Source organism: Endozoicomonas sp. ALC013, from assembly GCF_049310205.1.
Classification (GTDB): Bacteria; Pseudomonadota; Gammaproteobacteria; order Pseudomonadales; family Endozoicomonadaceae; genus Endozoicomonas.
Map to the genome: position 1 here is coordinate 66,274 of NZ_JBLYNS010000007.1, position 25,069 is coordinate 91,342.

The window sequence follows — 25,069 nt, forward strand, 5'->3', positions numbered from 1 at the left end:
AGATCAGTTCAGTCACTAACAAGAACGTTAGTTTTACTGATTTTTTTATCTTCAGATACAAAAAGGAACTAAACCCGCCTTATGGGACTCAAACTGTAATCAGTTCATGATTCAGGAGGTGTAATCGGATGGAACCCTCTAATAATCACCCCGTTGACAGCTACTCTGCTGGCCCACAAACCCTGCCGGAAGATACTCATGAGACATTGGGCGTCAATATCGTGGGTGGTGCCAGTAATTCGGGTGCAATGGATGATTCCGGAACTCTGCATGACAGGCAGGTTAAGGCTTTAACGCCTGCTGATAAAATTCAGAGTGTTATTACTCCCCCTGATCATGACATTGGCAACTTACGCGCAGCGCTGATTAATCAGGCTATCGGTTTTTTATCCATTGTCAGTAAAGATATATCCGGTTTGCCGGCAGTAACGGGCGTATTTGTCAGGGCGTTTCGCCAGCCCATGGTTTCAGAAATGCAGGCTTCAGTAGCTCCGGTGCCAGCTCTCAGGGGGGAAGACTTTCTCAGTAGCTGGCAGATGGATGTCGTAGTAAGCCCCGGGCAATGCAAGGATTTAACCAGGTTAATGGGGCGCTTTTTGCATAAAGAGAAAAACGAAGACGCTCGTGTTTCTTCTTTTTCTGGCGCAGGGATGCTTCAGGAAGAGAAGTTTCATTATCTGTTCAATGGCGAAGAGTTCTTTTCAATCAGGTTATTAACGCTTGACGCCCCCGTAAACCTGAATATTGGAGATTACACCTATCAACCCTCTGAGGGAAAGCCTGTAACACTCAGAATATCCACTGAAGCCTGGGGCGTATGGCTGAATCAACAGTTTGCTGGTTTGGTTAATAATCCCTATGCGTACAATATTATTGAGACCGAATTCCAAACCCAGGCAATAACCGATGAGGAAGCGTGGTGCCTTTGTCCTGAAATTCAGCAATGGATCTACTCACAACAGCCGGTTTATCTGCATCCAGCGGTTTTTTATGACTATTGCACAGCCAGTATGGCTCAACCTGTTTATTCACCAGTAGCAACTGCCTGGCAACTCGAATACTGTCCTGGTACTCCGCATGTTCCAACAGAGTCTTTTTCACAACCATTTGAGATAAACGTACCAGTTGATCTTGAGGCGTCGACTATAACATCGGTAATGCAGCCCGGTGAACAGGGAGTCGTTGAAGATCAGACTGGTAATCTGGCACCGTCTTCTACAGGTGAAACCGTAACACCTGTCGCACTTCGATCAGGTCCTGCACATTTGGTGTTGAACAACGGTAGCAGTCTAATAAAAGATACCGATGCCATTCAGGACCTTGGCTTTTCCCTGATTGCAGACATACTGTCATCCTTTGAATCGGCGGGAACCGGAATTGCACACCAGGGCTCGAAAGTTGAACAGTCTGAAGCAAATAATGAAAGCAACGGTGACAGCAAAAGCAGGGGAAGAAGGCAACGACGGGGAGTTAATGCGCCTGAACGAACAAAAAATGCCCGGAAAAAAGGCAGTGCAAAGGGGCTGCGTGCCAGAGGAAGTGATCGTTATGGATTTGCCGCAGCGATTCAGGCTTTAACCAAAGTCACTAACGTTGTCGCTGACGAACAGAGGGCACGGTTGGAGAAGTTGTCTATACCTGATGGGGTGATTAGCGGGTTAAACAACCTTATCAGTACTGAGAAAAGCGCTGAATTAGTGCGCCACCCTTTCAGGCGCAGTCCTTTCCTTGGCAGAGCCCAATGCTACTACGTCAAACAACCTGAAGAGGGCTTTAACTACAGCTATGAAGGGCTGGCTGGCATTATTGAAAAGATAGTTCATGAATTAGGTGACTCCCTGAAACAGAGTGAGTGTTCTGTGGCGAGCCAAAATGAAGTCAGGGCGATTATTGCGGCATTAATGCTTAAATATCTGGTCTATATGCCCAAAGAAAAAAATCAAATGAGTGCACTTCTGTTCAAATTAACAGACATGATTGAGCATGACAGCAGAATCATTGCGCACTATGAGGCGGGTAACGGTTCACCGATCCTGAAGTTGTTGCCGCAGACTTGTCTGGTGGTATTGACCTCAGTTGAATTGGAAAAAATAGCCCTTCCGGTAACCCTTCAGCAGCGGTTAGTCAGTACTCTTGCCACCATTATGTCTGCCTCTAATCATCATGGCTGCTACGATATTTCTGCATCAATTATTAGCTCGCTTCACCGACTACCACTTGATTTGCCCCTGCCAGGCTTGAATTGGCAGGAAGTTAATAACCTGGCAATACAGATACAGGAAACCTTTGGTTATTTGCACCAATTGATGGATTTTCCGGGGGCTTTGCGGGTAAACCGTCTCACAGTTGCCCGGGCAGTGATGGATTTGAGGGATGGATTACATGCACTCCAGAAAAAAGGTGAAGATAGCCGGAGCCTATCGTGGTTCTCACCGGCACCCGGGAAGCAAGACCGCATCGCCATGGCTGTTCGTTCCGCTGAGAAAATATTGGGCGACGATGAGCTGGCATTCAAGAAGGCATGTCGTGAGTTAGTCCTTGCTAAACGTAAGGCGCAGGAGGATATACGCAGCAAGCAACTTGAAGCGCGGATGAGAATGCAGCAAAAAGAGAGCCATCCGCCAGAAAAGCCTGGCCGGGACATTGAGCAAGCAGAGGAACAAAATGAGGAGCAAAATGAGAAACAGCGTTATTGTCTGGTGACCGCGCCCATCAGGGAGACGGCAGTCGATGCTATCAAGTTGGAACTCAGTCCATGGGAACAGGCATTGGCCGTTGCCGTATCGCTGTATAAAGATGGCCAGCTTGCTGAGGCTGAAGCCAGCAGGGCGTCTGCACTGAAAGCCTGTAAAGATAAGATTGATCGGGCCTGTGTATGGGCAGACTGTGGCAATGCTTTGCTGGAACCGTATCACGAGTTGCTTGCCCGGGTGGTCACGGTCACAGCAAAAGTCACTCCGGTTAAACATCTACTGGATCTTATTGCACAACATATTCCCGATGACGTGGTGAAAAAATCTGGCGATGCAAAAAACTGGCTGTCAGAAAACGAATATAAAATACCAAAAGAAGCGTCACTTTTATCATTAGCCATGAGCTTGCCATCACAAGATGAGATGAATTCATTACTTAAGGCACTCAGGTCGACTGTGGAGATGTATGAAAAGGCGGTAGAGTTGATGAATGATTGCTCTGTCTTGCAGTTGCGGGATACGGGGGATTTTATCTTGCATATTATGGAGAGTGATCTGAATAGCCTTTTTGATCAGCAGGATGACTTGCTCTCCATCAGAAGGGTGGTTGCCAGGGTCATGACTGCCCGCTCTGAACTTATGAAGAAACTCGGCTTTTATGGTCCTCGCTCCGGGTCCAGTGCCAGCACAGAAGCAGCCATCACTTATCAGAAGAGCGTTTATACTCAGCTGCGTGAGCGCCTGAGCAGGGAAGCAGCACAATTTGATGTTAATGAAACGGATTTGACGAAATGGGGCAACTTATTAGAACGTATCGGTCAGTTGAGAATAAAGTCTTCTGAAGTGTAAATGCGTTTTGAAGATCTTTTATTGACATATTCGTGTATTCACTACGATGATATAGCGTTAGACCTGCAATTTTCTCCCCCGGTTTTATCAACCAACAGTTCCTGATGAACGTTGAGAAAATTCATGCAATCCCTGGTATGGATTGCCACTGGTTTTTGGCTCTCAGCCCTGCGTATGGGTTGGTACGAGCAATAGAACAAGCAGCCTCCGGTACCGGTTGCCACTGTATAGTGATTACAATGTAAGGACTCCTTCATGCCTGTTATTACGCTTCCCGATGGCAGCAAACGTGAGTTTGCTGAAGCAGTATCCGTAATGGAAGTCGCCCAGGACATCGGTCCGGGGCTGGCCAAGGCGACCCTCGCCGGCCGCGTCAATGGTGAACTGGTGGATGCCAGCGCCAAAATTGCCGAAGATTCTGATTTATCCATCATTACCACCCGTGACCAAGAGGGTGTGGATGTTATTCGTCACTCTACCGCGCACCTGCTGGCTATGGCCGTGCAGGACCTGTTTCCTGGTGCCCAGGTGACCATTGGGCCAGTGATTGAAAACGGCTTCTACTACGACTTCTCCTACGAGCGCGCTTTCAATATGGATGATTTGTCCAAAATTGAAAAACGCATGGAAGAGCTGGCCAAACAGGATCTCTCTATCGAGCGTGTGGTGATGAGCCGTGAAGAAGCCATCAGCGCCTTTAAAGCCATGGGCGAAGAGTACAAGGTTGAGATTATCAACGACCTGCCCACCAGCGAAGAGATCTCTGTCTACCGCCAGGGTGAGTGGATGGACCTCTGCCGTGGCCCACACGTGCCTTCCACCGGTAAGTTGAAAGCGTTCAAACTGATGCGGGTGGCCGGTGCCTACTGGCGCGGTGATTCCAATAATGAAATGCTGACCCGCGTCTACGGTACTGCCTGGGAAGACAAGAAAGCCCTGAAGGCCTACCTGCACCGTCTGGAAGAAGCGGAAAAACGCGACCACCGCAAACTGGCCAAGAAGCTCGACCTGTTCCACATGCAGGAAGAAGCGCCGGGAATGGTGTTCTGGCACCCTAACGGCTGGGTGATCTACCAGGAACTGGAACAGTACATGCGCAACAAACAGCGCCTGGCCGGTTATGAAGAGATCAAAACCCCCCAGCTGGTGGACCGCAGCCTGTGGGAGAAGTCCGGTCACTGGGATAAATACGCCGATGGCATGTTTACCACCAGCTCTGAAAACAAGGACATGGCCATTAAGCCCATGAACTGTCCCTGCCACGTGCAGGTCTTTAACCAGGGCCTGAAGAGCTACCGTGACCTGCCGCTGCGACTGGCTGAATTTGGTTCCTGCCACCGTAACGAACCTTCCGGTTCCCTGCACGGCCTGATGCGGGTGCGTGGCTTTGTCCAGGACGATGCCCATATTTTTGCCACGGAAGACCAGATTCAGTCAGAAGTCTGTGAGTTCATCGACTTCCTGCACAGTGTTTACGACGACTTCGGTTTTGCCCGTGAAAACCTGATTTACAAGCTGTCTACCCGCCCTGAAAAGCGCGTAGGTTCCGACGAAATCTGGGATAAAGCCGAAAAAGCCCTGGCTGAAGCCCTGGATGCCCAGCAGCTGCCATGGGATGAACTGCCCGGTGAAGGTGCTTTCTACGGACCGAAGATCGAATTTTCCCTGAAAGACTGTATTGGCCGGGTGTGGCAATGTGGCACCATTCAGGTGGATTTCTCCATGCCGGGTCGACTGGGTGCGGAATATGTGGACGAACACGGAGAGCGCAAGACGCCGGTTATGCTGCACCGCGCAACCCTGGGATCCTTCGAGCGCTTTATCGGTATTCTGATCGAGCATTATGAAGGTGCCATGCCGGTTTGGTTGGCTCCCATGCAGGCTGCTATCCTCAATATCACTGATCGTCAGGCCGATTACGCCAGAAAATTGGAAAAAAACCTCTCGGAACAGGGCATCAGGGCAAAAGCGGACTTGAGAAACGAGAAAATCGGCTTTAAAATCCGCGAGCATACTTTAATGAAGGTTCCTTATCTGCTGGTGATCGGTGATAAGGAAATGGAAGACAATACCGTGGCGGTCCGTACCCGCACCGGTGAGGATCTGGGCGTAATGTCCATCGAAGCGTTCCAGGAACGCCTGCAGGCAGATGTCCTCAAGCGTGGTCGCACTGCCTGAGGCTGTGCCGCTTTCCGATGCACTTCGAGAAAACTGTCCCGGGTTGCCTGATGGTCTGGCAACTCTTTAGTCCAAGAGGCTTTGCGGGACTTACTATGTTGCTTACACAGGAGATACAACCATCAGACGCAACAGCTTCCGTGATCGTCGCCCAGTAAAGGCTCCGATTAATGAAAATATCCGTGCAAAAGAGGTCCGCCTCATTGGGGCCGACGGAGAACAGGTCGGTGTAGTTGATATACAAGATGCGTTAAGCATGGCTGTGGAAGCGGGGCTGGATCTGGTTGAGATCAATGCGACCAGTGAGCCACCGGTCTGTAAGATCCTGGATTATGGTAAGCACCAGTACGAATCGAAAAAGCAGAAGGCGGCGGCCAAGAAAAAGCAGACTTTGATCCAGGTGAAAGAAATCAAGTTTCGCCCGGGTACCGAAGAAGGGGATTATCAGGTAAAACTGCGCAACCTGATACGTTTCCTTACTGAGGGCAACAAGGCGAAGGTCTCCCTTCGTTTTCGTGGTCGTGAGATGGCTCACCAGGAGCTGGGCATGGAACTGATGAAACGGGTTGAAAAAGACCTGGAAGAAATCGGAACCGTTGAACAGCATCCGAAAATGGAAGGCCGTCAACTGATCATGGTGATTGCCCCTAAAAAGAAGAAGTAATTAAAAAAACGGCGTTTGGGTTTGGTGTCCGTTGAGGGTATCGGGTCTGGCCGTTTTTTTTAGTGCTTCGTGCCGGTTGATGGCTTCGGCTTTTGGCGGCAGTATTTTTAATTGTCCCGACGCTGGTTTCGCAGATCAGTGGTCGCGAATGCGGAGTGTTTTTCATGCCAAAGATGAAAACCAACAGTGGAGCCGCGAAGCGTTTCAAGAAAACCGCTTCCGGTTACAAGCGTAAAGGTGCCTTCAAGAGTCACATCCTGACCAAGATGACCACCAAGCGTAAGCGTCAGCTGCGTGGTACCTCACTGGTATCTCCGGCCGATCAGGGTCTCGTTAAGCGTATGCTGCGCGACTAATCGCTTTTTTGATCATTTTACAGGAGAGATAATTCATGGCACGTGTTAAGCGTGGCGTCATTGCGCGCCGTCGTCACAAGAAAGTTCTGAAGCAGGCTAAAGGTTATTACGGTGCACGTTCACGTGTATTCCGCGTAGCCAAGCAGGCAGTTACCAAAGCTGGTCAGTATGCTTACCGCGACCGTCGTCAGCGTAAGCGTCAGTTCCGCGCTCTGTGGATTGCCCGTATCAATGCCGGCGCTCGCATGAATGGCCTGTCTTACAGCCGTTTCATCGCAGGTATGAAGAAAGCGGCTATCGAAATCGACCGTAAGGTTCTGGCTGATCTGGCCGTTCACGACAAGGCGATTTTTGGCCAGCTGGTGGAAAAGGCGAAAGCTGCTCTGGCTTAAGTTTTTATACCGGTTTGTATGAGGGAGACCTGCTTTTGTGGGTCTCCTTTTTTTGTTTGTGATTCATTCAGACTCATTTCCTGTTGGCAGAGAATGAGGCCAGCATTTTTTCCCGAATTTTGCTAAAGTTACCTCTGGTTTTTAAGGTCGCTGATAAGAAGGACCTTGCTCCACCGTCGGATATGGATTCCGAAGTCATCTTTGGTAAGGACGCAAACAACGAAAAAGAAGCAAAGTATGTCAGCATTTTATCAAGAAACCGTGTTAACCGTGAAGCATTGGAATGATACTTTGTTCAGCTTCACCACCACCCGTGACTCATCGCTCAAATTTCATAATGGTCATTTTGTCATGCTGGGCCTTGAAGTGGATGGGAAGCCGTTGATGCGGGCATACAGTATCGCCAGTGCCAACTATGAGGAGCACCTGGAGTTCCTCAGTATCAAGGTGCCTGATGGGCCTCTGACTTCCAGACTTCAGCATTTACAGCCGGGGGATTCCGTGCTGGTCAGTCGCAAGCCGGTGGGCACCCTGGTGGTGGGTGATTTGAAGCCGGCCCAGAATCTGTTCCTGTTTGCCACCGGTACAGGTCTTGCGCCGTTTATGAGCATTATCAAAGACCCTGAAACCTATGAGCGGTTTGAGAAGGTCATACTTGTTCATGGTGTTCGTTACGTCAGTGAACTGGCTTATCATGACTACCTGCTGGATGAATTGCCTCACCATGAATACCTGGGAGAAGAGATTCGTCAGAAGCTGGTCTACTACCCAACCGTTACCCGTGAGCTGTTCAGAAATACCGGTCGACTGACAGATCTGATTACCAGTGGTCGGTTGTGCAATGACCTGGACCTGCCACCACTGAACCCACAAACCGATAAAGCCATGATCTGTGGCAGTCAGGCCATGCTCAATGATACCTGTGATATTCTCGATAACCTCGGCTTTACTGCATCGGCGCATACCGGAGATGTGGCTGATTATGTGATTGAGAGGGCTTTCGTTGAGAAATAATTGTCTGATAGTCATTTTGTCCGGTTAAAAATCCGATTGAGTCTGAAAGTGCCTGTCCTTAATGGTAAGGGCCTGTTGACGTTTCGTTGCGTGCTCAGCGGGACGCGCAGTCTGGCTCAGAAAGGCGTCATCTGCGCGAAAGACTTGTGCAGAGCGTAGTTATTCTACGCCAAGCAAGTCTGACAAAGCAGATGGCGCCTTTCTGAGCCACCCTTCGGGCGTATCAGGGTGCCCCTATGACTTCGTTGCAGCATTTTGAAAGGCAACCAGCCTTCCTCCAATGCTGCGCCTCGTCATAGGAGCGCCCTGATACGCTGAGCACGCAACGAAACGTCAACAGGCCCTGAAATAGCGGTTATCCAGACGGCTATTTTAAAAACCAAAGGATAGGCAGTAATCACACTGCCGCATTTCCCATCCGCTGTTTCCTGCCAATAAATTTCACATTACTTACAACAAGCTGTTATATCTATAGAGCTTAATTACAGAACTACACTAAGAGGGTCTAACTCGAACAAAGAACCGTCATATGGATCCCCAAATTTCACCTGAATGCACTTACGCTGCCTCCGGTTCACATGAACCCCTGCTACCTGAACAACAGTCTGACGATAAAACGACCACTGCATTCTATCCGAAGCGGGCATTGAAGCGGAGTAATGAAGAATGTTGCGTAAGAAAAACAAGCAGCCTGCTCAATCTAAAAGAGATAAAAGATACTCTTCATGCAAGACTTTGCCAGCGCTCAACCAGTAACCAAATGGTATGTGGGGTACGAATACCGTCATCACGACCTCAGCAGAAAGATATATCCCCCCTTCCTGTAGATATATCTATTGAACCAGTAACGCTTAATGATCAGCCCGGAACAACAGGGAAATCCCAAATAACCAAAGACAAAAAATCACAGCCTGAAAAGGAACTGGAAATCGGCAGCCTGAAAATAATAAATAGCCTTGAGGCAATCATAAAAGGAGAAGGCGTATGGGAAAAATTTACACATTCATTGATCAGATGCTGCGCTGACCTGGGTCAAGGGGAAGAAGATGAAGAGTGGCTTAATTATATGAGTGTGAAAATTCAGGCAATTGATGAAAACCCCCAAAAATACTGGAATTATTGCCCCAGAGCATTGCGCTCCATTATCCAGGAGATAATCTACACAACGTTAAAGACACTTCATCGCTATAAAGGATTAATGCCAGACGTAAATCCTGAGCATCTGGAAAGTTTGAATAATGGGATACAGCAGATGTTAAAGAAATATTACCAAAGGTTTGGTGAAGAATCGTTCTTTCAGATTTTAGATCCTGGCACATACATGAAAAGAACCTTGACTCATCCTTCGCAATACAGCGCCATACCTTGGTATCACTATGATGTTATTCCCAAAGCCCTGACCAGGCTACTCGCTCCAACCTCAGCAACGTTAGCATACCTTCCTGTTTTATGGTCACTGAAAAACGAAGTAAAGGCGATAGAAACAGTCCTTGGCTTTGATGCACAAGCCATACAGGAAATGGCCGGGAGAAAAGAACAACAACGGCTTCTTAAGTTGTTCACTCATCGTCCGCTGGGCGCACTCCTCTCGTCAGTCAACTCTATGGAAGGATTTTCAAACTTTGGTAACACCTGCTTTGCCGCCGTTTCGATCTGGCAAATTCTGGTTTCACGCTATATTTATTTACTTGCAGCTCCCTTACATCCACAGGCGGCTGAGGGTGCCCGCGATACTGCGCTAGATCAAAATGAAGGGTATATATCCCCGGGTCCGGGAAAAAAAGCAATTCCACTGAAAAAACTCACTCCTGAATTATGCCTGACATTGATCAAAAAGGCGTCAGACATAAAAGTAAAAAAACAGCTGTTAACTAATGCGCTCAGAAAGTGTCTGGTCACTTTGGAAAACCAGCATTTAAAAAAACAGTACTCGAAAATGCAAAAAACCTATGAGCTGTTGTTAACGTTATGCTCTGCTTGTGCTTCTGATAATATTTTCATGGGCTTTGAAAATTTCCATGAAAATTATGCAGAGTATATAACTACCCGACTCCTGCTGCAGGCAGAAAACAAAAAAAACACAGAGAGTTTGTTCTCTCAAGAACTTGACCAGAATAATGAACTACCGGTTTTACCCCTGAACAAATTACCACCCCAGGATTCAGCTGAGTTTTTAGCACCACTGTTAAAATTGGTTATCCCCGCAGAGCAGCTGAAAAAATGTGCATTCAGGGTTTTAACTGAACGGCAGATTATGAGGGACTCCGATATATTAATGATCACTGATGACCCACGGACAACTCCCGTGAACACCTCCGGAGTCTCTCAGATAGAAGATATAGTTCAACCGGACACGTTGATTTATTCCGTCTCGGTTTCTCCTGAGCAGGCTGAAAGAGATGATTTATCCATTCAAATGCTTCTGGATGATGCGCTTTCCCTGAAAGGTATACCTGACAATGAGCACCAGAAAATAACCATAAATTGTAATAATTTCAGGCATGCAATCAATAACCTCCCGGATCCTCTTTCCAGGGCAAAAGAAACGGGCACAGGAGACCTCCTGTGGGATGTTCTTCAAGAGCGGCAGGTACTATTGGTGGAAGATGTTCCGGAGGTGATCACTGTTCAGCTAAAGATGCTCTCCGATCCATGTGACCGGGCAAAATTTGCTGAAAAATTAGCCCATGATGTCACTCAGGATTTTCAGTTAACCTGCAGAAAAGCCAGCCCTGACGCCTCTCTTCCGCCAGAAGACGTTATCCAAAGCTACAGGATTGTGGCCAAAGTGTTTTATGTTGAGGACAGAGATGTAAGAACACGTCACTACCGGTGTTTGATAAATGGCAGGGACCGATTACCAGAGAATGATGAACAACCGGTGATTGATAAAGTTGTTATGGATGATCAAAGGGTATTCGTCGCACCACAAAATCAGGAAGACTTATATCAGCTCGGTATTCTCTGTATGTTTACCGCTGAAAAAATCCGCTGTGGCTAAGTAGTTAACCAAATGAAAGCATGTGCCAGCTGCACAACTGGTACCTACATTCCTATAACAATTTCGCAGAACTGGATAAACATAAAGAGCGAAAGGTTTTAAAACTGGGGGGACAAAGTCGTACAAGCTTTCTGACAGGTCAAAAAAAACACATAATCTCATTTTCAACTATTCTTAAGCATCATTAAGAACAATGACTAAGTATTTTAATCAGGCTAAGTTCCGGGTGATGAATGGACTGGATATAAATGGAACTTTATTGCTTACCTCACTGTTCTTAATGTAGACGACAGTATCAATCCGGAATAGCTTGTCAACAACATTAAAATCTAACTGCTTGTATTGAGGATGTAGATTATGTCAGTTTCATATCACTCGATATGTCAAGCCGATAAACACAATTGTACAGTTTGTCTGAGCACTGTTATACCTTACAGTTTGCCTGTTGAACCAAAAAACATTCACTCCTGGCAAGAAAAAGACGTGTTTATCTTAGCTAAATGCAAACACCTGATGCACATGGATTGTTTTCAGAATTGGCAAGAGCACTGCAAGGATCTGTCAAAACGTGACCCGAGCCTTCCGTTAGTAACTTGTTGTCCTACCTGTAAAACGGAAGTTAGGAAGGAGCCGGAGAACAGGATGGTCTATAGTCTTCTTTGCTTGGACCACTACTGTGATAAAGCCGAAACTCAGGATCCAAAACCTTCGTTTCTGGAAACACCTGTGCAAATAACCCCCCAGAGTTTGGATGCCGTGAGGCCTTCTATGGACAAGGCGTTAAGTGCAAACAACTTTTCCGCAATGTGGCAACTGAAAAGCCGATACGGGATCACACTCAGTGCAGCTCAATTAAAAGAGCTTTTGTGGCAATCACTACCACCATCTTTCCATTGGTATGTAGCACCCTCTGCCCATAATAAAATTCGAATGGCGCTGGATTTAATGACCCATGATGATGCCTCTAAATGGGTTGTTTGTGATTTTCTGAAGGAAGTGTTACAGAAAAAAGGCCAGTCGGAGACGACGGTCAACCTGCTGGTAGGCTCAAAAATGCTTAGTGAAAATGCACTAAAAGAGACTCTGAATTACTTTATTTCAAGAGGCAGATTTCATGATGCAAAAGCCATTAAAGAACAATATAGTGTCTCTATTAATAGTTCGAAATTGGAGGACGAACTGGTTAAAGCTTATGAATCAGGAAAAAGTACCTGCGATCTGGAACGTATCTTGAGCCTATACGATAAAGATAACGAGTATTGCATAGTGACCCTGCGTGAAATTTTAAAAACCGTTGCGACGCAGCCGCAGGATTACTCTCCGGAGCTTCTTGGTCAGAATCGTAGCAATTTTTTTGACAATTATATGAAGTTTATCAACGCGCTGCTGAGCCATGGTGTCAAGGAACAAATGGCTGTTGATGCCGCAATGGCAAAAGCCGTCAGTACTCTTGCTCACAAAGGCTTGAAATGGGCTTACGAATTGAAGACCAGCTACCAGGCAAAGATGGATCCTGCGAAGCTCAGAGTGGCGATGGATAAGGCAGTAGATCTGAACAAACTTTTCCTGCTTGAACTGATAACCCCTTTTTTTGCCAATGGTAAAGATGCCGAGGAGGCGATTATCGGGTCTCTGGAAAGGCTGGCAAGCAAACCCGATCAGTATTTTGGTGATTATCGTGATGCAAAAGAAACCTTGAAAAAACAACTGGAAAAGTTCGATTGTTGGAGTCTGAAAGCTGTCAACACACTCATTAAAAGAGCTGTTGAGAACAATGATTTTTACTGGGCTGAGGAGCTGAACAGAAAATATAATGCCTATCTGGACCCTGAGACACTTAAAAATCATATTCTGAAAGAGGCCGAATATGTAAAAAGAAGAGGACACACCCAACCTGATTATCTTGCCGATTTGTTCGCCCCCTTAAAATTAATCGAGCATGATAATCCCGGTTTGCCCAATGCCATTCAAGCGGCTGTTGACCAAATATGTACAATGGAGAGTTTTCCCTTGCAGCAACGTGTCGTCAATGAGCTGATAAAATTCTCGGACAACCTCCCGGGTTAAATTTTGATATGTAATGGTTTAAAATGGCAGGAATCATGAGCTGTTCCTGCCATACTTAAGTCCCATGTAATAGAAAACTAATATTTATTTTGAGGAAAATACCTTTTAGACTTTTGAATGCATTCTTGTCAACAGCATAGAAAACTGGCTTCAAAAACTGAGGGTGTAGATTATGTCAGTTTCATATCTCTCGATATGCCATGCTAGAAAACACGAGTGTTCAGTTTGTCTGAACTCCATTACTGATTACCTGTATCCCGATGAAGTACCCAGTCACTCTTGGCGAAATAAATATGTATTTATATTATCGGGATGTAAGCACCTGATGCACGGGGAATGTGCTGACAACTGGGATAGTCATTGCCGGGATCTGTCTGATCGAGACCCGAGCCTGCCGTCCGTTCCTACTTGTCCTGCCTGTAAAACGGTAATATCTGAGGGTAATCAGGCGAAAAACAGGCTGGATCGTGGTTTTCCTCTGGATAGTGAAAAAGCCGAAACCAACGACCCAAAACCATCGTTCCTGGAAACACCTGTGAATACTGCCCCCCTGACCCTGGATGCCGTGAGGGTGCTTATGGACGAGGCGGTAAGAAGAAATAACTTTCCCGCAATGTGGCAACTGAAAAGCCGATATGGAATCACACTCAGTGCCGCTCAATTTAAGGACGTTTTATGGCAGATACTGCCACAAACTTTCCATGCGTTTGTAATACCCTCTGCTGAAAATAAAATTCGGATGGCGCTGGATTTAATGACCCATGATGATGCCTCTGAAAGGCTGGTTTCTGATTTTTTGCAGGAAGTATTGAAGAAAAAAGGGTGTCCGGGGGATGTGGTCAACCGACTGGCTGAATCAAAAATACTCAGTGAAAACGTGCAGAAAGAGGCGTTTGACTTCTTTGTTTCAATAGGCAGGTTCGATTATGCACAAGCCATGAAAGAGCAATATGGCATCTCTCTTAATGGTGTGCAATTAAAGGAACAACTGTTTAAAACTTATGAGGCCAAAAAAAACTATCAGTTGCAACGTATCTTGAGTTTATACGATAAAGATAACAAGTCTTGCAAAGAGATCCTGCGTGAAGTTTTAAAAACCGTTGCGATGCAGCCACAGGATTACTCTCCGAAGCTTTTTGATCGGAGCTATGGCAATTTTTTTGACAATTATATGAGATTTATCAACACGCTGCTGAGTCACGGTGTCAGGGATCAAACTGCCGTCAATGCCGCAATGACGAAAGCCGTCAGTACCCTAGGTTCTCACGGTTTAGAGTGGGCAGGCCAGTTGAAGACCAATTACCAGGCAACGATAGATTCCGGGAAGCTCGAAGTGGTGATAGACAGAGCACTTGATGAACGCCAGTTTTTTCTGCTTGAACTGATCTTCCCTTTGTTTGCCAGTGATGACTCTGACACGGCGAATAGCAGGCTTCTGGAAAAGCTGGCAAGCAAGCTTGATCCGCGTTTTTACTACATTTATCGTATGGCCAAAAATGCCTGTAAACAACGGCTGGCAAGCAGCGGTTGTACGAGCCAAAAGGCCATCGATATACTCCTGAAAAAAGCGATTGAGAACAAAGATATTCCCTGGGCAAGTGAGCTGAACAGCAAATATAATGCTTATCTGGACATTAAGATGTTTCACTATCACATTTTGGATCAGGTCGATGCTGTAAAAAGGTGTAAACACACCGATCCTTCTTTTCTTGATGATTTGATCACTTCCTTACGCTTTGTCAAAACCGATAATTCCGGTTTGCCCGGTACCATTGAAAGGATGGTTGAACGTATAGGCAAGATGGAGAAATTTCCGTTGCAGCAAAATGTTGTCGATATGCTGAGGAGCTTTTTAGAAGACATTCAAACTTCATTGATGGTAAACAATTAAAACACGGTATTTGTCACTGCTTCAAAGGCACGTTTGGTTTACTATTGAAGGGATCAAGAACTGATGGGAAATCAGGCTGACCTTGCCCGGTTGATGACCCTTGAGCAGGGCAAACCCCTGGCTGAATCAATGGCTGAGGCTTTGGAATATGGCACGGTGGGCATCAATGAAGGCATTATTTCCACAGAGCTGGCACCTTTCGGTGGAGTTAAACAGTCTGGGTTTGGTCGGGAAGGTGGACAGGAAGGTCTGGAAGAGTACCTGGAAACCAAGTGCCTCTGTTTTGGGGGGATTAATTAATATCCGGGTTAAGAAATGAAACTAAACCATAATTTTTTTGTCAGTACTTTATTTAAACGATAAAGTACGGATCCGCCCTATGAATGGAATTGAATCTCCATTGCCCCCTTTTTATCCTCCTCCCGGCTTTAATCTGGAAAACGTCAAAAATGGTGGTTTTTTTTCCTGGGCATTCTGGAACACTCTCTATGCCATTGCTACCCCGGTCAAGACAACGTTTTATGTGGGCTCATTAGCATGGAATAAATTATCCAAAAAGCCTGTTTCCAGTCGTAACGTCAAGCCAGAGAGAGTAGATCTTCAGGTAAATCCAGGTCCGGCCAGGCAGGACCAAATCCAGACAAGGCAGGTTAGAGACGTATCTAATAGGAAGCTGCGCTCTCAACAACCATTGCAAAAAAAGAAAATCGAGCAAGCTGGTCTTGATCACCAGCTTGAGCCTCCTTTGAAAAAACGTCGTATCCACACAGCTGATCCTGACCAGCAAAACCGCCTGGCGATCATTCAAAATGCCGTGGCCAGGCTGGATACGCCTTTAAGGTCCAATTTTAAGAAAAAGATGGATCGGCTTCAAAAGGAGCTGTCACGCGTTGAAAATTCTGAATCCTCGCGGCCGGTCTTGCAAGAAGTTGTCAGAAGTCTGATTCATGATTGTGTCTATCCTGGCAATCTATCGGTGTTGCAAGTACTGGCTGATGAGGGTGTGGGTGTGGTGAAAGAGCTCGGGTTCTATAAATTCGACCCAAGGGTTCCTCCATTGTTACTGAGGCAGGTGCTGGACAACAGTGACGATGAGGCTGTGATGGCGTTTCTGGACATAAATGCCGTAAGAATGATGTACATGGCTGATTCTACCAGTACGCAAACGGTGGAAAAATATTTAACTCACGCTGAGATCAAGGAGGCCGTTCACAGTTTTAACAACAACCCGGAATTCTATAATAGCTATTTTCCATTAAGCAAAAATCCCAATCTGCTATTTTCCCAATGTGCTGCACACTATCTGATAACCGGAATTTTTGCGGTGTTGGGTAACACATTGAGCGACTCCCGGACTGAACAGGATATCAGTCAATCCATCATAACGGATCTCAACTCAGAACGTTTTATAGCAAATCTTTATCAGCTTGAGGTTAACGCTTCACGATATCAACCGCTGATCAAAGAAGAATTGCACCACATGATGGACGCCGCACAGCGAGAACGATTATTTTTGTGCACCTTTATTCTGGGTCAGAAGCAGATGTTCGGTCTGCTGAAGGAGACGTTGGCAGACTCCTGGCAGGCCATTCTCAATCAGAGATTTAATCAGGGAGCAAACATACTGCACGTTCTGGCTACAGCACTGCCTGACTATTGTGAAGGAGTACACTTTACCTTTCTCAACCGTTATGTGGTCGCCTATGATGACCTGTTCCAGTTGCTGCCCGCCAGAGATCTGGCGAATATGAAGGACGACAGTGGTGCTACTCCCTTGATGCGATTGTATCATCACCACCCGTATCAGGTATCTGACTTACCACTGATCTCACCGGACCAGAACCTTGTCAGAAGTCGGCGCAATAGCCTGCTAAAGCTAACCTCCGGGGAGAGCCTTATTGACTGCATACAAAGCCTGATTGCATTTGGTCACCCAATGAGTGTCGCCTGGTTCAGTGAGTATCTGTACCTTTTTAAGCACCTCTACTACCAACGACCATCCCTGACATTCACTCCGACAGCCTTTCCCATTGGTTCGCCTTTGCCCGAGAGATGCGAGAAGGCAAATTTCCACCACACTCTGGAATCAACGAACGATTTTTTTCAGCGTGTTATCAGCTTTTTGGCAAGTAACACCGATATTTTTTGGAATTTGCAAGCTGAGCTGGAATTAACAATGCTTGTACAGGACTCAGAGCTACCGATTGAATATCTTGCTCAAGTGATCAGAGTTATGATACCGGACATGCAGTACTGTCTCCTTGAGTATCTGACCAGAACACGGGCCGACAGGAAGTCAATGTTTATTAAACGGGGCAGTGCCGATACACCTGAGGAGTCTTACTATCCCTGGCATCTCATTGGTCTTGCACTCGGGGCTGACAGTATCCCAGCGCCCAGGGTGGCTTGCAGCGTCGGCTTTTTGCGTGTAGTTGAAAATTTTGCTGCCAGGCATACGGAAAAAAACATTCCCAGGCTTCCTGAACCCTGGGAAAAACCGTTCTTTGCCAATAGCCACATAACGGTTTACGGGCGCAGCCTGGCTTTTCCCTGTGCAGCAACGCCAAACGGTTATCGGCGTTATAAGTTCCTGAAACAGTTGCCCGGTGGCAGAGAGCCCTGGGGAGATTTTATTCGAGAGCAACCACACCTTGAGTTTTTTCGCCGGCATAAAGCGGAGCTGGGACTGGAAAGTGCACTGCTTAAACCCATGGGAATCTTTCGCCTGACCGATGCCCTGAGTAAGTTGCAGCGGGCCGGTGTTCCTGAGTCAACCCAGGCAATGATTGCGTTTGAACCCGACAACTCCGCTTTTCTCCAGGTATTTGATGACGAAGAAAACAGCGCGCTCTATCACCATTATCCCTACGAGACTGAAGGTGTTGCTGGCCTCGGTGTTGAGGCATCACTCGCTGGGCTCGGACTGTTTGCCAGAGATGCCGGCCGCCTGTGGCGGCAAAACTTGCAGGCACCGGATGCATTATCCATGTTTCATGACACGGTTGAAGGCAGAGCCTGGTCACCGACCCCTTTTTTTAGCAAGCAGCGCTGTCCCGGCAACATGGGCGAGTGGCATCAGGATTATCCAAATATCGCACCAGCCCCCGTAGGAATGAGAGACTGGGCTGATATACGTTCCTTTAATGAACACACCATCGACCTCTTCGTTACCAGGTGTCACGTTGATGTAACCAGTGCCGAGAGTCAGCAACTGCTCAGAATCTCTGAACTCGGGAAAACTTTTTACGGGCTGGCGATCAACTGGCTGAGAGTTCGCCACGACACTGGCCAACTGGATTACACCAATTCAGAGCAGATGAATCAGTTGGCCGGGGAGTTGGTTGCAATTGCCGCAGACTTACTCGGCACCGCTTTTGGCATGCAACCGGAAGCAATGAAGGAGATAATTCACCAGAAACTACCGGCAGAAACACTGAGAAGGGCAGCACTTGAGTGTGGTTACTGGTGTGACCCTGACGTCCGCTATGTGCAGGACATCAGGAAAAAGCGCTTCCCCAGGTCAGTCTACCCCGATTATACGCATAAAGACTTTATCAAGATGAACCTGACGCCGACTCCCAACAACCTTACCCGTAAGGGTATATGGCGTTCATCAGGAGCGAAATCGCCAAACCTTGGTGCGAACAGCGCGCCCCTCCCTCTGGTTCATCTGGATTCTTTATTCTGGTTTGCCATACTGACAGGTTGGCGATATCACTAGTAATCTTTAACCGTTGGTCAGGTTCTATTTTGCCCTAATAAACTAATCACTGTTCCATAGCCATAAACAGCTTTTTCTATATTGGCACCCCTGGAAATCAGTTTCTCGACAAACGAAAAGTATGTTGAATCGGCTTTTGGTAGCATGGCAATATGGCATAAAGCGGTCATGCCCAGTGAGTCCTGAGCATTAACGTCGAGTTGAGGACAATTTAATAAAGATTCAATGACTGGTTTGTAGGGGTTGCAATAATCACCGGATTCATTCTCATCAAGATATTTGCTGTAGCAATCAATGGCTATTTGAAGGGGTGTTTTATTTTCCAGACCAAGCGCATTGACATCTTGCTTTTTTATTAAAAAGTCGATAATCCATTGACTTCTTTGTTTAATGGAATAAATCAGTGGTGTTTCTCCACTAATACGCAGTTCATTGATATTGAAGTCTGCACGATTCGTCAATGCTTCCAGTAGTGCTTGTTCATTGTATTTGATAAGTGTCTTTAACAGGTTTTCTTTCAGGCTAATGCTTTGAAGTGTTTCTAACCTTAATTGTATCTTTTTACGAAGCTGGCATCGCTGTGCAACTCCTGGGATTTCATGTTTGCTTTCATTTAGCCTGGAAATTAATGTAATTAACCGGTAAACAGACATACCAAAAACCTCATTTTTTAGAAGTGAGAGTTTCGGTGTATTATTTAAGCTCCACACATCATATATCACCATGGCAAGTCGTGGTCCTTTGCTTAAGATACATGAGAAGAGTTCACAATGTCTGATACTTTTGTCGGGGTGAAAATATTTCGATAATATATTCAATATGTGGGTTGAATTGTAAACATCCAAATCATGATCCATTTTTAATAAACCGGTTAACAGAAATCTGAATGCTATTTTTTCATTATGAGTTATATCACGTCTATCATTGTGCCTGGCAATAATGGATTCCATGAACTTCCCGATATCTGATAATGTTTTGAAGGGGCCTGTATCCCAGAGGGACATTTGTATATCTATTGAATGAATTTTGTTAATGTTTTTACAGAACTCCAGGGCATGGCTATTTAGTTTCTCAAGAAAGTAATCGGTTTGAGCCAGAATTGGCAATACATGGATCAGTTCAATATTCCTCTGATTAATGGGAATGCTGTGATTATCTTCACTGAAGCGGGTAGGGCTTTGCTGGTAAATTTTCAGCATTTCATGTTTTAAATTAGGCGGCAGTGCGTTTCCGGTGCTTTCCTGAAAAACAACATTATGATCAGTGCTAAACAGGTAATTGGTAATATGATTACTTTGCGGGATATTCATGACTGCTTCCTTACCGTGAAGCCTGTGTTTATAGAACTGAAAAAGGGCGCTAAATGTTCAATAACGGAGTTCCACCATTTCATTGCTCACTGTTGCGGGCAGGGCGATGGATTATCTACTGCCCCGCTTTCAGCAAGGAGTTTTGCACAAGCGGTGTAGCCGTAATTGGTAGCCAGGGTGAGAGCCGTCGAGCCTGTGTTATTTTGCTCATTGATCTGTATACCTGGAGCAGCCAGTAACATCTTGACGATCTCTGTGTTGCCACTGTTGGCAGCCTGATGCAGAGCAGTCCAGCCTTTGTTGGTCTTCGCATTGACCTCGATGCCGTCAGCATCCAGTAACAACCTGACAATCTCTGTGTCACCTCGATAGACAGCTAAGTGGAGAGCCGTCCAGCCATCGTTTTTCTTCTCATTGACCTTGATGCCGTCAGCTGCCAGTACCATTTTGATGATGTCTACACTGGCGAATCCAACAGCCAGGTGGAGAGCCGTCCAGCCTTTGTTATTCTTCTCATTGATCCCGCTGTCGTTAGCAGCCAGTAACACCTTGACGGTTTCTGCACTGGCGTATCTGATAGCCTGGTGCAGAGGCGTCCAGCCATCGTTAGTCTTCTCATTGACCTTGATGCCGTCAGCTTCCAGTAACCTCCTGACGACTTCTGTTTCATCGTCGTAGACCGCTAAATGGAGAGCCGTCCAGCCTTCGTCATCCTTCTCATTGATCCTGATGCCGCCAGCAGCCAGTAACATCTTGACGTTCTCTGCATTGCCGTATGCGGCAGCTACGTGGAGAGCCGTCCAGTTTCCGTCATCCTTCTCATTGACATTGATGCCGTCAGCTTCCAGTAACGCCTTGATGGTTTCTGGACTGGCGAATTTGGCGGCAAAATGTAGAGCCGTCCAGCCAATGCAATTCCGCAGATTGACTTTGATGCCGTCAGCGGCCAGTAATGCCTTGACGGTTTTTGTGTGGCCACTCCAGGCAGCAAAGTGGAGAGCCGTTTCGCCGGAAGTATTCTCAACATTGACCTGGATCCCGGGAATGTCCAGTAATGCCTTGACGGTCTCTGTGTGGCCGCAGCAGGCAGCGATGCGAAGAGCCGTATGGTCATGGTAATCAGTGGCATTAACATCCACTCCCCTGGTTTCAATCAGCGTTTTAAGGCCTTTGGTATAGCCCCTGGCAGCGGCGCAATGCAGTGGTTTTATGTCTGCTTCATCGGTGGTATTGAGGTAACTGATGATGATCCTGCGAATGAAACTTGTCATAGGATTCTCTTTGTTATCAGTGCTCCATAAGGTATTAAGACCCGTTCCTTTTCTCATCAGAATGCACTGTATCTCTACATTTTTCGTCAGGACAGCAATATACAAGGCTCCGTAAAGATCTTTCGCGCCCTTGCTAATCAATAGTTCAAGGCATTGCGTTTTCCCCCATCTGGAGGCTTCGCGCAATGCGCCGTCAAGGTCGTTTGCTCCCATGTTGATCAAGGTGGTAAGGCACTGGGTTTTTCCTTGCTCGGCGGCTTCGCTCAGGGCACCGTTAAGGTCGTTTGCTCCCATGTTGATCAGGGGCTCAAGGCACTGCGTTTGCCCCTGCCCAGCGGCTTCATTCAAGGCGTTATCAAGGGCACGCTGGCTGGGTTGGGTGCTGTTCAGGTATTCAAGGAGTTCGGCATTGCCCTCCCGGACAGCGGTGTGCAGTACGTTATCGATATTCACGCCGACCCCGGTCAGCAGCATTTGCAAGTCAATGGTCTGGCGCTGCCGGGTAGTGGTATTTTGCAGAGGTGTCTCACCATCGTGACCAACGGCATTGACATCAGCATGGCAGTCGACCAGGACCCGGACGCAATCTGTATGGCCGTAATTGATGGCGACAGCTATCGGGTGTTCAGGATGACCGGTGAGTGCTGAACGGTAAGTCCGGTTTGCCAAAGTCTCATCTTCGGCCAGCAGTATTTTCAGCGTTTCCAGATTCCCGGTACGACAGGCATTAAGCATCGGGGATTCACAATAGGGCGATTCGTCACCAGGGACTTGGCTACCGTCCAGAGGAACCAATGGCAGCGCCGGTTGCATGCATTGACTGCATTGGCGTTCATCAAGCCTTTTTACTTTCTGCTGATCACTGTCCAGCCATTGGGTGATGCATTCCAGGTGGAAAACGTGAGACTCCGGGCAAGAGGCTTTGACCAGTAAATGTCCGCCATATTGTCCTCCGATATTGCTGTCGTCGCCTATACAGTTCGAGCAATTAAAGGAAAAATCTGTGGTGTTGCCGCTGACGCTGTGCATGGCTGAAGCTTACTGTGTGATAAGGGTTGTGGTTAGGACAAACATCGGTAGAGAAAATTCCTTAAAACAGTATTTTGAACGAGGCGTTTTTGATTAAGCTGTTTTAGCCGTTTAATGAATGATCCCGAATTTTATGGCTCATAGTAGATGGCAGAACGGTGGATTAATTGCCCCATTTTCAACAAGAAGTTCCTTACTGGCGGTGTGACCAAACCTTGTAGCCAGGCTCAGGGCCGTATCGCCATTTTTATCCATCTCGTTGACCCGGATGCCGAAAGCGGTCATTAACGCTTCGATGGACTTTGGACAGCCGTATCTGGCAGCGAGGTGGAGAGCTGTCCAGCCATTGGTATTTGTTGCATTGACGTGGATACTCGGAGCCAGCAGTAACGCTTTGATGGACTCTGGATGATTGTATCTGGCCGCGAGGTGGAGAGCCGTCCAGCCATCGTGATCTTTCTCATTAATCTGGATAACGTCAGCTGCCAGTAACGCCATGACGGTCTCTGTTTGGCCATTCCAGGCCGCCATGTGGAGAGCCGTCCAGCCATCGTGATCTTTCCGATTAACCTTGATATCGCGAGCCGCCAGTAACGCCTTGACAGTCTCGGTGTGGCCTCGGCGGGCCGCTAAATGAAGAGCCGTCCAGCCATCTTTATTCCTGGCATTGGTATTGATGCCGTAAGCGGCCAGCAAGATGTTAACGATCTCTGTGTTGCCATTGCGGGCAGCCAGGTGAAGAGCCGTATAGCCGAGGCTATCAGTGCTATTGATATTCACTCCCCTGGTTTCAAGCAGCTTTTCCACGCATTTGCAATGCCCGTTGGCAACGGTGATATGCAACGGCGTTTGACCTTCTGCATCGGTGTCATTGATGTGTGTCGGGTCGCTCAGGAGATTGAAAAATTCCCAGGAACCTTGTCTGGCAGCAGTGTGCAGTACGGTAGCAATATTTGCTCCTTGTTGGGTCAGAACAACCTGGCCCGCGATGTTTTCCGTCAGAACAGCAATGTACAGTGCACCGTTAAGGTCGTTTGCTCCCTCTGTGATCAGAATATCAATGCACTGTGTATGCCCCCGCTCGGCGGCAGCGTAAAGGGCACCGTTAAGGTCGTTCGCTCCCGCAAAGATCAGGATGAAAAGGCACAGCGCCTGCCCCCGTTCGGCAGCATCGCGCAGGGCGGTATTAAGGGCTGGTTGGCTGGGGTGGGTGCTGATCAGGTATCGAAGGAGTCGAACATTGCCCTCCCGGACAGCGGTGCGAAGTACGTTATTGATATTCGCACCGGCCCTGATCAGCATGTCGACGACCTCGGAGCGGCCCTTCCGGATGGCGATACGCAGGGGCGTCTCACCATTGTGACCAGCGGCATTGACATCGGCACCGGCCCTGATCAACATGTCGACAACCTCGGAGCAGCTCTTCCGGATGGCGATACACAGGGGCGTCTCAGCATCGTGACCAGCGGCATTGACATCGGCACCGCAGTCGATCAGAGCCCGGGCACAATGATAATGGCCGTAATTGATGGCGACAACTAACAGGTGTTCAGAATGACCGGTGAGCACCGAACGGTAAGTCCGGTTTGCCAGGGTCTCGTCTTCGCGCAGCAACATCTTCAGTGTTGCCAGCTCTCCGGTACGGCAGGCATTAAACATTACGGACTCACAATAAGCTGATTCGTTGTCAATGACGTTACTCCTGTCCAAAAGAAGCAGTGGCAGTGCCGGTTGCATGCATTGACTGCATTGGCGTTGATCAAGTCTTTTTATCTTCTGCTGATTACTTTCAAGCCATTCGGTGATGCACTTCAGGTGGAAAACGTGGGATGCCGGGCAAGAGGTTTTGACCAGTGAATTCCCACCAGTTTGGCCTCCGATATAGCCGTCGTAGAAACAAATAGGACAATTAAATGCGAAACCTGCCGCGTTCATTGCTTTGCCTGCTTTATGACTCAATTGTGGGTAGGACAAAAATCAGCAGAGAAAATTCCATAAAACAAAACCTGGAATAAGACGATTGTTGTTCAAATCCCTAAGTCAGGCACAAGCCTGCCCGTTTTGCACCGGGCAAAGAAGGTTGTTCACCAGAATTCAAGGGATGGCAACCACAAAAATCTGGCAGCCATTAAAAGCCCTGATTCATTAAGGCGTCGAGAATAGACTGCCCTATGCGGTAATTGCTCCTATCCCAAAGTGAGTGGAATTGCGCCCCGGTTTTGTTCAATGCTTCGGTTGGTCAGTAACAGGAATACTGTTGGATTTTTTGCTGACAGGCTCTTCTGATCCAGAGAGTATAATTTTAAGATCTTTACAATGTTTATCGTTATAATCGTTTTGGCAGAGCGTATTAATGGCTGCGCCAAGAAGAAATCCAGCACCGCTATAAACGACTACAGAATGCCCCAGGAAACAACCCGCAGCACAGCCCAGTAAACATCCCGTGTCGCTGTAATCAGTATTTCTTATCGACCAGGGTTTACTGCATTCTGTTTGTGTGAAATTTGTCGTCTGCATATTACTTATCCCAATACTCTTGCGAACCGTAAAAATAGATGAAACATTCACTAAATCCGTTTTGCAGGTCTTCAGATACATTGAGGTTAGTACAGAGTTTGCTCTGCGCCAGCTTG

General features: G+C 47.2%; 14 protein-coding genes and 1 pseudogene. 11 read left to right on the forward strand and 4 right to left on the reverse strand.

Features of this window, described 5'->3' with window-relative positions:
• Positions 1–128: 128 nt before the first annotated feature.
• The 11 genes and pseudogenes from ACO6V1_RS03045 to ACO6V1_RS03095 all read left to right on the forward strand — a co-directional run bounded on the left by ACO6V1_RS03045 (position 129) and on the right by ACO6V1_RS03095 (position 18,826).
• Positions 129–3,542: a hypothetical protein gene (locus ACO6V1_RS03045; protein WP_422465752.1), complete on the forward strand. Its 3,414-nt coding sequence runs from the start codon at positions 129–131 to the stop codon at positions 3,540–3,542.
• A gap of 255 nt (positions 3,543–3,797) precedes the next feature.
• A complete protein-coding gene (gene thrS / locus ACO6V1_RS03050) occupies positions 3,798–5,720 on the forward strand; it encodes a threonine--tRNA ligase (RefSeq protein WP_422465754.1) in 1,923 nt (640 codons plus the stop codon).
• Positions 5,721–5,841: 121 nt separating this feature from the next.
• Complete coding sequence (gene infC / locus ACO6V1_RS03055) at positions 5,842–6,384, forward strand: translation initiation factor IF-3 (RefSeq protein WP_101744900.1); 543 nt, start codon at positions 5,842–5,844, stop codon at positions 6,382–6,384.
• A gap of 164 nt (positions 6,385–6,548) precedes the next feature.
• On the forward strand, positions 6,549–6,740 hold the full coding sequence (rpmI, locus tag ACO6V1_RS03060; protein WP_066018013.1) for a 50S ribosomal protein L35: 192 nt from the start codon (positions 6,549–6,551) through the stop codon (positions 6,738–6,740).
• 35 nt (positions 6,741–6,775) lie between these two features.
• Positions 6,776–7,132, forward strand: a complete 357-nt coding sequence (gene rplT, locus ACO6V1_RS03065) for a 50S ribosomal protein L20 (protein ID WP_066018014.1) — start codon at positions 6,776–6,778, stop codon at positions 7,130–7,132.
• Between the two features lie 237 nt (positions 7,133–7,369).
• Positions 7,370–8,146: a ferredoxin--NADP reductase gene (locus ACO6V1_RS03070; protein ID WP_422450504.1), complete on the forward strand. Its 777-nt coding sequence runs from the start codon at positions 7,370–7,372 to the stop codon at positions 8,144–8,146.
• Between the two features lie 529 nt (positions 8,147–8,675).
• The gene (locus ACO6V1_RS03075) at positions 8,676–11,147 is read left to right on the forward strand and encodes a hypothetical protein (RefSeq protein WP_422465756.1); all 2,472 of its coding nucleotides are present in this window, start codon (positions 8,676–8,678) and stop codon (positions 11,145–11,147) included.
• 642 nt (positions 11,148–11,789) lie between these two features.
• Positions 11,790–13,214: a hypothetical protein gene (locus ACO6V1_RS03080; protein WP_422465757.1), complete on the forward strand. Its 1,425-nt coding sequence runs from the start codon at positions 11,790–11,792 to the stop codon at positions 13,212–13,214.
• Between the two features lie 577 nt (positions 13,215–13,791).
• On the forward strand, positions 13,792–15,105 hold the full coding sequence (locus tag ACO6V1_RS03085) for a hypothetical protein (protein ID WP_422465759.1): 1,314 nt from the start codon (positions 13,792–13,794) through the stop codon (positions 15,103–15,105).
• A gap of 129 nt (positions 15,106–15,234) precedes the next feature.
• Positions 15,235–15,405 (forward strand): annotated as a pseudogene (locus ACO6V1_RS03090) (aldehyde dehydrogenase family protein); the annotation flags it as partial.
• A gap of 79 nt (positions 15,406–15,484) precedes the next feature.
• Positions 15,485–18,826, forward strand: coding sequence for a hypothetical protein (locus ACO6V1_RS03095; protein ID WP_422465761.1), 3,342 nt, complete (start codon positions 15,485–15,487; stop codon positions 18,824–18,826).
• Between the two features lie 17 nt (positions 18,827–18,843).
• Here ACO6V1_RS03095 and ACO6V1_RS03100 read toward each other — a convergent pair whose 3' ends face one another.
• The 4 genes from ACO6V1_RS03100 to ACO6V1_RS03115 form a co-directional block, all read right to left on the reverse strand.
• Positions 18,844–20,136, reverse strand: a complete 1,293-nt coding sequence (locus ACO6V1_RS03100; RefSeq protein ID WP_422450509.1) for a hypothetical protein — start codon at positions 20,134–20,136, stop codon at positions 18,844–18,846.
• Positions 20,137–20,222: 86 nt separating this feature from the next.
• The gene (locus ACO6V1_RS03105) at positions 20,223–22,436 is read right to left on the reverse strand and encodes an ankyrin repeat domain-containing protein (protein WP_422465763.1); all 2,214 of its coding nucleotides are present in this window, start codon (positions 22,434–22,436) and stop codon (positions 20,223–20,225) included.
• Positions 22,437–22,574: 138 nt separating this feature from the next.
• Positions 22,575–24,371 carry an ankyrin repeat domain-containing protein gene (locus ACO6V1_RS03110; protein WP_422450511.1) on the reverse strand — a complete coding sequence of 599 codons (1,797 nt, stop codon included), beginning with the start codon at positions 24,369–24,371 and terminating at the stop codon, positions 22,575–22,577.
• A gap of 288 nt (positions 24,372–24,659) precedes the next feature.
• Positions 24,660–25,069 (reverse strand): hypothetical protein (locus tag ACO6V1_RS03115; protein ID WP_422465765.1); only part of this gene is annotated, 410 nt, incomplete at its 5' end.